The following is a 13,365-nucleotide window of genomic DNA, read 5'->3' as shown; positions in this document are numbered from 1 at the left end:
GGCCGGTCAGGCCGCTGTCAGGCAGCCTCTCCGGAGGGCGCGTTGACGTCCTCGGGCAGCGCGGCCCGGGCAACCTCAACCAGCGCGGTGAACGCGGCCGCATCGGTGATCGCGATGTCGGCCAGGTTTTTACGGTCCACCTCGACGCCGGCAGCCTTGAGGCCCTGGATCAGCCGGTTGTAGGTGATGTCGTTGGCACGCGCGGCGGCGTTGATCCGCGAGATCCACAACTTGCGGAACTCTCCCTTGCGGGCGCGGCGGTCACGGTAGGCGTAGTTGAGCGAATGCAGTTGCTGCTCTTTGGCTTTGCGGTAGAGCCGGGATCGCTGACCGCGATAACCCTTCGAAGCTTTCAGGACGCTGCGCCGCTTCTTGTGGGCGTTGACCGCCCGCTTCACGCGTGCCATGGGGTGTTCCTACTCTCGTTCAAGATCGGTCGGGGGCTGCCGAGAAGCCCGCTGTCGATAGGGGGTTTCGTTGGGGGGATTCGGCGCGGTGCTAGCCGTTGAGCAGCGAGTTGACCCGCTTGGTGTCGTTGGCCGACACCACCGTGCGACCGTCGAGCCGACGGGTGCGCTTGGTCGCCTTGTGCTCGAGCAGATGCCGGCGGTTGGCTTTCTGCCGGACGATCTTGCCGGTGCCGGTGCGCCGGAACCGCTTCGAAGCCCCGCTGTGGGTCTTGGCCTTTGGCATGTTTCCTCGGTTTTCCTGGTTCTCGTGAGCTGTTCTGGTGGTGCTGCGAGCTGTTATTAGGACGGTTGTGCGTCGCCGGCAGCATCGGCCGGTCCCGTCGCACTTCCCGGATTTTGCGCCCTGGCACGGGTTTTCGCGCCACGGTGCGGTGCCAGCACCATCGTCATATTGCGGCCGTCCTGCTTGGCCGACGTTTCGACGAATCCGTATTCGGCGACGTCGGCGCCCAGCCGCTGGAGCAGCCGGTAGCCCAGCTCCGGCCGTGACTGCTCGCGGCCGCGGAACATGATGGTGACCTTGACCTTCGACCCCGCTTCGAGGAAGCGGACCACGTGGCCCTTTTTGGTCTCGTAGTCGTGGTCGTCGATCTTGGGCCGCAGCTTCTGTTCCTTGACGACGGTCTGCTGCTGATTCTTGCGGGATTCGCGCGCCTTCTGCGCCGCCTCGTACTTGTACTTGCCGTAGTCCATGATCTTGCAGACCGGCGGCCGGGCATTGGGGGCTACTTCGACAAGGTCGAGATCGGCGTCCGCGGCGACGCGGAGTGCGTCTTCGATACGCACGATGCCTACCTGCTCTCCCCCCGGGCCGATCAATCGAACTTCAGGCACGCGAATGCGCTCGTTGACGCGGGTCTCAGTGCTGATGGGGCCTCCCTCGTTGGCTTCTGTTTCAGTGCGGCCGTGGACGGGGCCGGAAACAGTGGTGGAGGCACACCAACCATCAGCAAAAGAGCCCTGCGGATGCAGGGCCCATTGCCGACCGATCAACGGCTTGAACTGGTCAAACCGCCTGCGCAATGCACAGAACAGGCATCTTCACGATGCCTGTGACCGGACCGGATTGCCTTGAGAAATCTCGTGGCAGCCGGTGGGAGTGGGACTCCTCTTCACTGTCCCTGGCCTGACGCCGGGATGGTCGCAGCGATCAGTCTAGCAGGCATAACGGATCAGTCCGTCAAAGCGCCGAGCGCGGACAACCGACGTCCATTTATCAAGCCAGTCTTGGCAAGTCGGCACTATCGCCGGGAATTTCCCAGCATAAGCGAATATCCTCGCGGTCTGTGACACTCACTAAGCCGCGCCCGACGCGCCGGCCGACTTCCCGGTATCACTGGCTACCAGCGGTAGCCGGGTGGACCGTCGGCGTCATCGCGACCGTGTCGCTGCTCGCCAGCCTGTCCCCGCTGATCCGGTGGCTGATCCACGAGCCGCGGGAATTCATCAACAGCTACCTGTTCAACTTTCCCGACACCAGCTTCGCCTGGTCGTTCGTGCTGGCCTTGCTGGCGGCGGCGCTGGCGGCTCGCAAACGCATCGCCTGGTGGGTGTTGCTGGGCAACATGGTGGTGGCCGCGGGGATCAACGCGGCCGACATCGCTGCCGGCGGAAACACCCCCGCCGAGGCATTCGGCGAGAACCTCGGGTTTGCCTTCCATGTCGTGACCATCGTGCTACTGGTCCTGGGCTATCGGGAGTTCTGGGCCAAGGTCCGCCGTGGCGCGCTGTTCCGCGCGGCGGGCGTGTTGCTGGTCGGGGGCGCCATCGGGATCCTGGCGTCCTGGGGACTGGTCGAGATGTTTCCCGGGACGCTGGCGGCGCCCGACCGGTTGCCGTACGTGGCAAACCGCGTCGTCGGCTTCGGATTCGCCGATCCAGACCTGTTCACCGGCCGGCCGCACGTCTTCCTCAACGCGATCTTCGGGTTGTTCGGCGCGTTTGCACTGATCGCCGCCACCGTCGTGCTGTTTCTGTCGCAGCGCGCCGACAACGCGCTGACTGGTGAGGACGAGTCCGCCATCCGCGGGCTCGTCGAACTCTGGGGGAAGAACGATTCGCTGGCCTACTTCGCCACCCGCCGCGACAAGTCGGTGATCTTCGCCCCCAGCGGTCGCGCCGCGATCGCCTACCGGGTCGAACTCGGGGTCTGCCTGGCCAGTGGCGACCCGATCGGCGACCCGCGGGCGTGGTCGCAGGCCGTCGCGGCCTGGATGGAACTCTGCCAGACCTACGGCTGGTCGCCGGGGGTCATGGGCGCCAGTTCCGAAGGCGCCCAGGTATATCGGGAAGCCGGCCTCAACGCCCTGGTGCTCGGCGACGAGGCGATTCTGCGGCCGGCCGAATTCAAGTTGTCCGGCCCGGAGATGCGCGGGGTGCGCCAAGCGGTGACACGCGCTCGCCGGGCCGGGCTGACGGTGCGCATCCGCCGGCACCGCGACATTCCCCGGGACGAGATGGCGCAGACCGTCGAGCGCGCGGACTCCTGGCGTGACACCGAAACCGAGCGGGGCTTCTCCATGGCGCTGGGCCGGCTGGGAGATCCGGCTGACGGTGACTGCCTCTTGGTGGAGGCGATCGGCCCGGCCAACCAGGTGGTGGCGATGCTGTCATTGGTTCCGTGGGGTAATACGGGCGCCTCACTGGACGTGATGCGCCGCTCCCGGGAATCCCCCAACGGCACCATCGAACTGATGGTCAGCGAGCTTGCGCTGCACGCCGAGAGCCTCGGGATCAACCGGATTTCGCTGAACTTCGCGATGTTTCGCTCAGCGTTCGAGCAGGGCGAACAATTGGGAGCGGGCCCGATTGCACGGCTGTGGCGAGGACTGTTGATCTTCTTTTCGCGCTGGTGGCAGATCGAAACCCTGTACCGCTCGAACATGAAGTACCAGCCCGAGTGGGTGCCACGTTTTGCCTGCTACGACGACGCTCGATTGATACCCAAGGTCGGCGTCGCGTCGGCGTTCGCCGAGGGCTTCCTGACGTTGCCCTTCACCCGGCGCGACAAAGTGCACACCGGCCACCACCCGGCCGTACCGCAGCAGTTGGTGGACAGCGGGCTGTTGCACCCCGACGGAACGGCACCTGACGTCAGCGGACTACAGGTGGCAGACCTGCCGGGGAGCGATGACATGCGGCGCCGCCAGCCCGAACAGGTGCGGGTCCGGCTGGCCAAGCTGAAGAAGCTGCAGGACAGCGGCATCGAGGCGTACCCGGTGGGCGAGCCGCCCAGTCACACCGTCGCACAGGCGCTCGCCGCCGAAGACGGGGCTTCGGTCTCGGTGGCCGGACGTATCCTCCGGGTGCGCAACTACGGCGGGGTGCTGTTCGCGCACCTGCGCGACTGGTCGGGCGAGATGCAGCTGCTGCTGGACAATTCGCGCCTGGAGCAGGGCCGGGCGGCCGACTTCAACGCGGCGATCGACCTGGGCGACCTGGTGGAAGCCACCGGGCGGATGGGGTTCAGCGATAAAGGGACCCGGTCGCTGATCGTCACGCACTGGCGGCTGACCGGCAAATGCCTGCGGCCGCTGCCGGACAAGTGGAAGGGACTCACCGACCCGGAAGCCCGGGTACGGACCCGGTACGTCGATTTGGCCGTCAACGCCGAATCGCGCCACCTGATCACGGCGCGCAGCAGTGCCCTGAGGTCCATCCGCGAGACCCTGTTCGCCAAGGGCTTCATCGAGGTCGAGACGCCCATGCTCCAGCAGGTGCATGGCGGTGCCACCGCCCGTCCGTTCGTGACCCACATCAACGCCTACGCGATGGACCTCTTCCTTCGAATCGCGCCGGAGTTGTACCTCAAGCGCCTGTGCGTCGGCGGCGTGGAGCGGGTCTTCGAACTCGGCCGCGCCTTCCGTAACGAGGGCGTCGACTTCAGCCACAATCCCGAGTTCACGCTGCTGGAGGCCTACCAGGCGCACGCCGACTACACGGTGTGGATCGACGGCTGCCGCGAACTGATCCAGAACGCGGCCCAGGCCGCCAACGGCGCCCAGATCGCGCTACGCCCCAGAACTCAGGATGATTCGATTAGCTACGGGGCCAGGCTCGAGCCGGTCGACATCTCCGGGGTGTGGCCGGTGAAGACCGTGCATGACGCGGTGTCCGAGGCCCTCGGTGAGCACATCGATGCCGACACCACCCTGAAGACCCTGCGCAAGCTGTGCGACGCGGCGCGCATCCCCTACCGCGGGTACTGGGACGCCGGCGCGGTCGTGCTGGAACTCTACGAACACCTCGTCGAGGACCGCACCGAGCACCCGACGTTCTACATCGACTTTCCGACCTCGGTATCACCGCTGACCAGGCCACATCGCAGCAAGCGCGGGGTGGCCGAACGCTGGGACCTGGTGGCGTGGGGCGTCGAGCTGGGCACCGCCTACAGCGAGCTCACCGACCCCGTCGAGCAACGGCGCCGCCTCGAGGAGCAGTCGCTGCTGGCCGCCGGCGGCGATCCGGAGGCGATGGAGCTCGACGAGGACTTCCTGCAGGCGATGGAGTACGCGATGCCCCCCACCGGAGGCCTCGGAATGGGCGTCGACAGGGTGGTCATGCTGATCACCGGGCGCAGCATCCGCGAGACCCTGCCGTTCCCGCTCGCCAAGCCGCGCTAGCTCCGGCTTAGCTGACCCGCCCGGGCTCAGTTAACTCACAGGAAATAGTGCGGAAACATGTTCCCGGATGGGATCCCGGCGAACAACAATGAACCTGTGACCGCGTCGACGCCTCATGAATTGGCGCACGCTGCGTCGGCTGACGGGTTCTCGACGCAGGCCTTCAGTCACACCTCCCTGATGCACGGCTGGGTGCCGATCACCGTTCAGGTCGTGACCGGCGTGGCGCTGTTGGTGGCGATCGGCTGGCGGACGCGGGTGTGGCGGCTGCGCTGGCTGCCGCTGGCGACGGTGGCGGGCGCGGGGGCGGCGTACGGGACGCGCGTGTATGTCAGCCGGCTCTCCACCGAACCGGCCCCGGGCGCGCTGTGGGTGTGGGCCGGGTTGGCCGGAATGGCCGTGACGGTGCTGGTGCTCGGGTGGCGCAGCGCGCACTGGTGGCGGCGTGGCGTGGCGCTGCTGGCCGTGCCGCTGTCCCTGTTCAGTACGGCGCTGACGCTCAACATGTGGGTCGGCTACTTCCCCACGGTGCAGGCCGCGTGGGGTCAGCTCACGTCCGGCCCACTGCCCGACCAGACCGATCCGGTCACCGTCGCCGCGATGATGGGCAAGGGCCTTCGCCCCGCCCACGGCAGCGTGGTGCCCGTCGTCATCCCTTCCGATGCGTCGCACTTCAAGCATCGCGGTGAGTTGGTGTACCTGCCGCCGGCTTGGTTCGCGACGAATCCCCCGCCGCGGCTGCCGACAGTGATGATGATCGGCGGCCAGTTCAACACCCCCGCCGATTGGGTACGGGCCGGCAATGCGGTGCGAACCGCCGACGCCTTCGCGGCGGCGCACGACGGCAATGCTCCGGTGCTGGTGTTCGTGGACTCCGGCGGCGCTTTCAACAACGACACCGAGTGCGTCAACGGGCGACGCGGCAACGCCGCCGACCATCTGACGAAAGATGTTGTGCCCTTTATGGTTTCAAAATTCGGCTCCAGCCCCGAACAACCCAACTGGGGCATCGTGGGCTGGTCGATGGGTGGGACCTGCGCGGTGGATCTGACCGTCATGCATCCCGGCATGTTCAGTTCGTTCGTCGACGTGGCAGGCGACCTCTATCCCAATGCGGGGAACAAGGAAGAGACGATATCCCGGCTGTTCGGTGGCAACGCCGAGGCTTGGGCGGCATTCGACCCGACCACCGTGATCACCCGGCATGGCCCGTACAGCGGGGTTGCGGGATGGTTCGCGATTCCCGCGCACCGCGAACTGCCGATCGCCGATACACCGGCCATGCGGCAGGCCGGTCGTGACGCCGCGGCCAACCCCAGCAACCAGACCGCGGCCGCCAACGCGTTGTGTGCGCTCGGTCGCTCCTACGACATCGACTGCGCGGTGATCGCGCAACCGGGCAAGCATGACTGGCCATTCGCGGATCAGGCCTTCGCCGCGGCGCTGCCATGGCTGGCTGGGCGCCTGGGCACCCCGGGGGTGCCACGGATTCCGTTGCCGGGCAACGACACTCCCCCGCCCCCGGCCGGACCGTCCAATGCGCAAGTGGTCGCGGCCGGACGGTAACCGGTGTCCCGAGTCGCCCGCATCCGGCGCGCCATCTTCGCACGGCACTGCCACCCGTGGAGCGCCTGGACCCGCTGGGCCGGCACACCTCTGATTCTGGTTCCGGTCTGGACCCGGCGACGGAGCCACGCGTTGCTGCTCGCCGCGTGGCTGGCGATCAACCCGTTTGTGTTCGGCAAGCCGCAACACCACCGCGCCTGGGCCACTCGGGCGATGCTGGGTGAGGAACTGTGGATCAGCCGCCGCCCCCGCGACAGCGCCATGGTGGTGAGCGTCGCGACCTCGGCGGCGGCAGCGGTCGGGGTGGTCGCCGCGCGCCGGCGTCAAGTGCGTCCCGCGGTGATCGCCGTGGCGGTGCAGATGGCACTGACGATGCTCTACTGGCAGCAGATGGTGCGTTACCTCGCGCGGCAGGGCGGTCCCGGCGCCGGTGACCAGTAACGTGTCGAACATGCCGGACCAACCGTCTCCCCCCGACCCCGGATACGACGACTCTGGCGTGCCGACGTTCGACTCGGTGCGCGAGAAGATCGAGACGCGCTTCGGGGCCGCCCAGGGCGCCGAGGAACTCGCGGCCGAAACCGCCGAAGGCAGATCCCTGGAGGAGCAGTACGAGGAGCGCCAACGGGCGGCCGCGGAGCGCCTGGCCAAGATCAGGGAATCCATGCGCACCGATGACTGACACGGCGTATGCGTAAATTCAGCATCGCGGAGCGCCGGAACCGGTTGGCGCGCAGACACTTTCTGTCCGGCACCGGTTCGGTGTCCCGCGTCACCGCCGGGCTGATCGGACTGCACGCCACCGATCCCGCCACCCCGTACCTGTCGCTGTGGGCGCGCTGCCGCGGCTTCTCCACCACCGACCTCGATCGCGTGTTATACGAAAAGCGTTCTGCGCTCAAGCATCTGGCGATGCGTAGGACGCTGTGGGTGGTGAACTCCGACGACGTGGCGCTGGTCCAGGCGGCGGCCAGCGGCCAGGTTGCCGACAACGAGCGCCGCCGACTGGTCGCCGACCTGCACAAGGCCGAAGTGACCACCGACGGCGACGGTTGGCTCGATCAGGCGTGCGCCGCGGTGCTGCGTCACTTGTCCGAGCACGGGCCGGCCAGCAGCACCGAACTGCGGGCCGCGCTGCCGGAGCTGGCCGGCAGCTACGATCCGGCACCCGGAAAGCGTTGGGGCGGTTCAGTTCCGGTAGCCCCGCGGGTGTTGACGGTGCTGTCGGCGCGCGGGGACATCGTGCGTGGCCCCAACGACGGGGGCTGGACCGCGTCGCGCCCCCGGTGGAGCGCCGCCAGAAATTGGCTGACCGAGCACGGCACACCCCTACCCGAGGCCGCTGCGCGGGCCGAGTTGATCCGCCGGTGGCTGCAGACATTCGGTCCGGCGACCGTCACCGACATCAAGTGGTGGTTCGGCACCACGCTGACGGCGGTGCGGGCAGCGCTGGCCACCATCGGCGCCGTCGAGGTGGACCTGCATGGCGGCGCCGGATACGCCTTGGCCAACGACTTGGCGGTCGAGCCCGAGGTGCCCCCGTGGAGCGCGCTGCTCCCGGGTCTGGACTGCACCACGATGGGCTGGTCGGAGCGGGACTGGTATTTAGGTGACCATCGCGGTCAGGTCTTCGACAGCAACGGCAACGCCGGGCCCACCGCATGGTGGAACGGGCGGGTAGTCGGCGGCTGGTGCCAGGACGACCGGGCGCGCGTCCACCTGCAGTTGCTGGAAGATCCCGGCGCCGAGGCGCGGCGATCTCTACAGCAGCGGGCCGATCAACTCACCGACTGGCTGGACGGGGTCCGGATCAACGCGCGTTTCCCCTCCCCGTTGTCGAAGTCGGTTCCGCAGCGGTGACATCGAAGGACGGGACACCGGGTATGCGAGCACCATGGACTGGCTGATGTCGCATGCGGTCGCGATCGGCTCGGCGTTGCTGGCATCGTTTGTCGCGGCGGTGGGCATCGTCGTCCGGCAGGCCGCCCTGCAGAATCCCGCGCTCGACGGCGGACCCGGCGCCGTTGCCGTCCTCCGAGACCGGTTGTGGTGGGCGGGCACGGCCGCCGCCACTGCCGGATACGCGTTTCAAGCCATGGCCCTCGCGCACGGATCGCTGCTGCTGGTGCAACCGATGCTGGTCTCCTCGTTGCTGTTCGTCCTGCCGCTCAGTGCGGTTCGACTGGGGCACCGCGTGCCCGGCTCCGAATGGGCCTGGGCGTCGTTGCTGACCGCCTCCCTCGCCGTGTTCGTGCTGGTGGGGCGGCCGCGGGAAGGAAACTATCACCCGCCGACGCCGGCCTGGACGCTGGCTGTCGGGGCGGCAGTGCCGGTGCTCGTGGCGGTGCTGGCCGCCCGTCGGACCGACGGCCGAGTCCGCGCCTCGTGGCTGGGCGTGGCGGTGGCCCTGCTGCTCGGAATGATCGCCGTGCTCACCAAGACGTGCACGCACCGCTATGCGGTCGGCGGGTGGCACGCCCTTTTCACCTCGCCGGCGCCGTACGTGCTGGTAGTCCTGGCGGTCGTGGCGACAGTGCTGCAGCAGTGGGCCTTTCACGCCGGGGCGTTGCAGGCGTCGGTCCCCATCATGCTGGTCGGCGAGCCGGTGGTCGCGGTGATGCTGGGCGTCGTAGTGCTCGGTGAGCATCTGACGGCGCATGGTGTCGGAGCGGTCGCGCTGCCGGTGGCGATCGCGGCCATGCTGGCGGCCACGATCGCACTGGCCCGCGGCGAGGGCGCCCAGACGCAGGAGGCGGCAGCAGCGCTACGACGCTGACTCAGCGATCGCGCCAGCCCCGGCGATGCCGTTCTTCGAAGTACGCATCGTCGTCCACGGCGGCGTTGTAGGCGGCCAGGATGGCGGCTTCGTCGGGCACCGTCAGCAACCGGTTCTCGGCATCGACCACCACTCGTATGCCGTCGGCCGCACCGACGCCGCGGACCTTGCTCCGGCGCCGACTGGGCGCGCTGCACCTTGAGGCCGAGTTCCTCGAACCCGTCACGTCCGGCCACGATCAGCCCGTCTTCTTGTCCCGCGGTAACCGGCAACCGGTGTAGCCCGCGACCCCCAGGTTGCCGGCGTAACCGATCTTGATGAAGACGCCGGTCGGTCCGGAGAACCAGACATCGTGATCTCCCGCCTGGTTTCTCATGACCTGAACGTCGGTGGCGCCGATCTTCGCCGCCGACTCCTTCGCCGCCTGGACTATCGCCGTCCAGGCCTGCTCCGACACCGCGACGTTCTCTGCGACACGATCCGGCAGGAAGTATCGCTGTCCATCCGTATGTTCGTAGGGTCGCTCACAATTTCCGGTGGTCCCCTCGTGCAGCGTCTCCCACTTCATTTCGGGAATCAATCTGCTTGCGGCTGCGGTGATTTCGTCCATCGCGGCCTGCACCTGAGCCGTGGTGTCCTCGAGTGAGGGCAAAGCTTTGAGTTGCTGGAGGGCCTGCGTCGCCTCCGCGGGCGGGGTCGGTTCGTACGGTCTGTCCACGTGACATCCTGTCACCGCAACAACAGCAGCGAAGCTCACTACCCGGATAATCGTGCTGCCGCCCCTGGCGGCGCGCATCGTCCTGTGACGGGTCATATCAGCTTCCTGGGATCGCCCGATGGCTCAGGTCGGCCACGACGGCGATGTTGTAGCCCGTGGTCCGCGGCAGGTTGTTTTGCCGGTGCAGCGCCAGGGTATTAGGCGCTGACTTTGCGTCGTTTGGTGCCGGTGCGCCGGGCGGCCGGCGGCGCCACCACTTCGGCCAGGAACTTCCCGGTGTAGCTTTCCGGCACCGCGGCCACGTCCTCCGGAGTGCCTTGGGCGACAACGGTTCCGCCGCCGGCTCCGCCTTCGGGTCCCATGTCGACGATCCAGTCCGAGGTCTTGATCACGTCCAGGTTGTGTTCGATGACGATCACCGTGTTGCCCTTGTCGACGAGGCCGTTGATGACCTTCAGCAGCTTGCGGATGTCGTCGAAGTGCAGGCCCGTGGTGGGCTCGTCGAGGATGTAGATCGTCCGTCCGGTCGAGCGCTTCTGCAACTCGGATGCCAACTTCACCCGCTGGGCCTCGCCGCCGGACAGCGTCGGCGCAGGTTGTCCGAGTCGTACATAACCCAAGCCGACGTCGACCAGGGTGCGCAGGTAGCGGTGGATACCGCTGATCGGCTCGAAGAACTCCGCAGCCTCCTCGATCGACATGTCGAGCACCTCGGAGATGGTTTTGCCTTTGTAGTGCACCTCCAGGGTTTCCCGGTTGTAGCGGGCGCCCTGGCAGACCTCACACGGCACATACACGTCGGGCAGGAAGTTCATCTCGATCTTGATGGTGCCGTCGCCGGTACAGGCCTCGCAGCGGCCGCCCTTGACGTTGAACGAGAACCGGCCCGGTTGGTAGCCGCGCACTTTCGCTTCGGTGGTGGCGGCGAACAGGGTTCGGATCTTGTCGAACACCCCGGTGTAGGTGGCCGGGTTGGACCGCGGGGTCCGGCCGATCGGCGACTGGTCGACCCGGACCAGCTTGTCCAGGTGGTCCAGGCCGGTGACGCGGGTGTGCCGCCCGGGCACCTGCCGCGCACCGTTGAGGCGGTTGGCCAGCACGGCGGCCAGGATGTCGTTCACCAGTGTCGATTTGCCGGAGCCTGATACACCGGTCACCGATGTCAGGACCCCGAGCGGGAAGGACACGTCGATGCCCCGCAGATTGTGCTCGCGTGCCCCCACCACGGTGATCTGGCGCTTACGGTCGGTGGGGCGCCGCAGCGCGGGCATCTCGATGGTTTCCCGCCCGGACAGATAAGCGCCGGTGATCGATTCCTTGTTCGTCAGCAACTCGCTGTACGGACCGCTGTGCACGATCAGACCGCCGTGCTCACCGGCTCTGGGCCCGATGTCGACGATCCAGTCGGCATGCTCGATGGTGTCCTCGTCGTGCTCGACGACGATCAGGGTGTTACCCAGATCCCTTAGCCGCGTGAGGGTTTCGATCAGCCGGCGGTTGTCGCGCTGATGCAGCCCGATGGACGGCTCGTCGAGGACGTAGAGCACGCCGACCAACCCGGAGCCGATCTGGGTGGCCAGCCGGATGCGCTGTGCCTCACCGCCGGACAGGGTGGCCGCCGCCCGCGACAGCGACAGGTACTCCAGCCCGACGTCGAGCAGAAAGCCCAACCGGGACTGGATCTCCTTGAGCACCTGCCCGGCGATCGCCGCCTCCCGGGTGCCCAGCGTGAGCGCGTTCAAGAAGTCCGAGCAGTCGGCGATCGAAAGCTCACAGACTTCGGCGATGGACTTCGGGCCGTACTCCCCCGCGGTCAGCATCACCGCCAGAATCTCCGGCTTGAGCCGCGTGCCGTCGCACACCGGGCACGGGATGTCCCGCATGAAGCCCTCGTAGCGTTCCTTCATCTGCTCGGACTCGGTCTGGGACATCTTGCGCTGCAGGAACGCCAGCACGCCCTCGAACTCCGCGTAATAGGACCGGGTGCGCCCGTAGCGGTTGCGGTACCGCACGTGCACCTGCTGGTCGGCACCCTCCAGGATCGCCTTGCGGGCTTTGGCGGGCAGCTTGCGCCACGGGGTGTTGACGTCGAAGCCGAGCGCGTCACCCAGTCCGGCCATCATCCGGGTGAAGTACTCGGCGGTGTGGCCGGACGACCAGGGCGCCACCGCGCCCTCGGCCAAGGTGAGATCGGGGTCGGGCACCACCAGGTCGGGGTCGACCTCCTTGCGGATGCCCAGACCCACGCACTCGGGGCAGGCGCCGTAGGGCGAGTTGAACGAGAAGGACCGCGGTTCCAGATCGTCCACGGCCAGGGCATGGCCGTTCGGGCAGGCCAGCTTCTCGGAGAAGCGCTGCTCACGGGGGTGGTCATGCTCGTCGCGGTCGTCGGGAAACTCCAGCACCACAATGCCGTCGGCCAGGTTCAGCGCGGTCTCCACCGAATCGGTGAGCCGCTGCTTGGCGCTCGCCTTGACCGTGAGGCGGTCCACCACCACCTCGATGTCGTGCTTCTCCTGCTTTTTCAGTTTCGGCGGGTCGGTCAGCGGGTGGACCACCCCGTCGACCCGCACCCGGCTGTACCCCTGCGCGTTGAGCTTGTCGAAGAGGTCGGCGAACTCTCCCTTCCTGGTTCGCACCACTGGGGCGAGCACCAGGAACCGGATGCCTTCCTCCATCGCCAGCACCTGGTCGACGATTTGCTGTGGGGTCTGACGCGCGATGCGCTCACCGCAGATCGGGCAGTGCGGGGTGCCGGCGCGGGCATACAGCAACCGGAGGTAGTCGTAGACCTCGGTGATGGTGCCGACCGTCGAGCGCGGGTTGCGGTTGGTCGATTTCTGGTCGATGGACACCGCCGGCGAAAGACCCTCGATGAAGTCGACATCCGGCTTGTCCATCTGGCCCAGGAACTGCCGGGCGTAGGCCGACAGCGACTCCACGTAGCGGCGCTGACCCTCGGCGAAGATGGTGTCGAACGCCAACGAGGATTTGCCCGAGCCGGACAACCCGGTGAAGACGATCAGGGCGTCCCGGGGTAGATCAAGGTCGACACCGCGCAGGTTGTGTTCGCGCGCGCCCTTGACGATGAGGCGGTCAGCCACGCTGCCCCTTTCAGCTCAAACTCGTACGGCCCTGGCGTTGAACGATCACAGCGGAACAGTCAGAGCGCAGGCCGCATTCCATGCTAGGTGTCCCCACCGACAAGCAACC

General features: G+C 67.3%; 12 protein-coding genes. 6 read left to right on the top strand and 6 right to left on the bottom strand.

The annotated features are described in order from the left end of the window. Window positions 1-17 precede the first annotated feature (17 nt). From rplT to infC, 3 genes are all read right to left on the bottom strand, one after another. Window positions 18-407 (bottom strand): 50S ribosomal protein L20, encoded by a 390-nt coding sequence (gene rplT / locus AO501_RS18925; RefSeq protein ID WP_055579169.1) that lies wholly within the window; start codon window positions 405-407, stop codon window positions 18-20. Window positions 408-498: 91 nt separating this feature from the next. Beyond that, the gene (rpmI, locus tag AO501_RS18920; protein WP_055579168.1) at window positions 499-693 is read right to left on the bottom strand and encodes a 50S ribosomal protein L35; all 195 of its coding nucleotides are present in this window, start codon (window positions 691-693) and stop codon (window positions 499-501) included. Between the two features lie 56 nt (window positions 694-749). Beyond that, window positions 750-1,340: a translation initiation factor IF-3 gene (infC, locus tag AO501_RS18915; RefSeq protein ID WP_055579186.1), complete on the bottom strand. Its 591-nt coding sequence runs from the start codon at window positions 1,338-1,340 to the stop codon at window positions 750-752. Window positions 1,341-1,756: 416 nt separating this feature from the next. Between infC and lysX the strand changes: the two genes are divergently transcribed. The 6 genes from lysX to AO501_RS18885 are packed head-to-tail and all read left to right on the top strand — an operon-like array spanning window position 1,757 to window position 9,434. Then, window positions 1,757-5,092, top strand: a complete 3,336-nt coding sequence (gene lysX, locus AO501_RS18910) for a bifunctional lysylphosphatidylglycerol synthetase/lysine--tRNA ligase LysX (protein WP_055579167.1) — start codon at window positions 1,757-1,759, stop codon at window positions 5,090-5,092. A gap of 57 nt (window positions 5,093-5,149) precedes the next feature. Then, window positions 5,150-6,658, top strand: coding sequence for an alpha/beta hydrolase (locus tag AO501_RS18905; protein WP_082658716.1), 1,509 nt, complete (start codon window positions 5,150-5,152; stop codon window positions 6,656-6,658). Window positions 6,659-6,661: 3 nt separating this feature from the next. Further along, window positions 6,662-7,099: a DUF6653 family protein gene (locus AO501_RS18900; RefSeq protein ID WP_331457935.1), complete on the top strand. Its 438-nt coding sequence runs from the start codon at window positions 6,662-6,664 to the stop codon at window positions 7,097-7,099. 10 nt (window positions 7,100-7,109) lie between these two features. Continuing rightward, window positions 7,110-7,340 (top strand): hypothetical protein, encoded by a 231-nt coding sequence (locus AO501_RS18895; protein ID WP_055579166.1) that lies wholly within the window; start codon window positions 7,110-7,112, stop codon window positions 7,338-7,340. An 8-nt stretch (window positions 7,341-7,348) separates the two neighbouring features. Further along, window positions 7,349-8,518: a winged helix DNA-binding domain-containing protein gene (locus tag AO501_RS18890; RefSeq protein WP_055579165.1), complete on the top strand. Its 1,170-nt coding sequence runs from the start codon at window positions 7,349-7,351 to the stop codon at window positions 8,516-8,518. Window positions 8,519-8,552: 34 nt separating this feature from the next. Beyond that, window positions 8,553-9,434, top strand: coding sequence for a DMT family transporter (locus AO501_RS18885; RefSeq protein WP_197419891.1), 882 nt, complete (start codon window positions 8,553-8,555; stop codon window positions 9,432-9,434). Window position 9,435: 1 nt separating this feature from the next. On the opposite strand, the gene AO501_RS37340 is transcribed toward AO501_RS18885, so the two are convergent. The 3 genes from AO501_RS37340 to uvrA all read right to left on the bottom strand — a co-directional run bounded on the left by AO501_RS37340 (window position 9,436) and on the right by uvrA (window position 13,256). Beyond that, on the bottom strand, window positions 9,436-9,660 hold the full coding sequence (locus AO501_RS37340; RefSeq protein ID WP_156452674.1) for a hypothetical protein: 225 nt from the start codon (window positions 9,658-9,660) through the stop codon (window positions 9,436-9,438). 12 nt (window positions 9,661-9,672) lie between these two features. Then, window positions 9,673-10,152: an LppA family lipoprotein gene (locus AO501_RS18880; RefSeq protein WP_055579164.1), complete on the bottom strand. Its 480-nt coding sequence runs from the start codon at window positions 10,150-10,152 to the stop codon at window positions 9,673-9,675. Window positions 10,153-10,349: 197 nt separating this feature from the next. Further along, the gene (gene uvrA, locus AO501_RS18875; protein WP_055579163.1) at window positions 10,350-13,256 is read right to left on the bottom strand and encodes an excinuclease ABC subunit UvrA; all 2,907 of its coding nucleotides are present in this window, start codon (window positions 13,254-13,256) and stop codon (window positions 10,350-10,352) included. Window positions 13,257-13,365 lie beyond the last annotated feature (109 nt).

Source organism: Mycobacterium gordonae, from assembly GCF_001417955.2.
Lineage (GTDB): Bacteria > Actinomycetota > Actinomycetes > Mycobacteriales > Mycobacteriaceae > Mycobacterium > Mycobacterium gordonae_B.
Note: the sequence above shows the minus strand (reverse complement) of the source record. Positions and strands in the feature narration are given on the sequence as shown.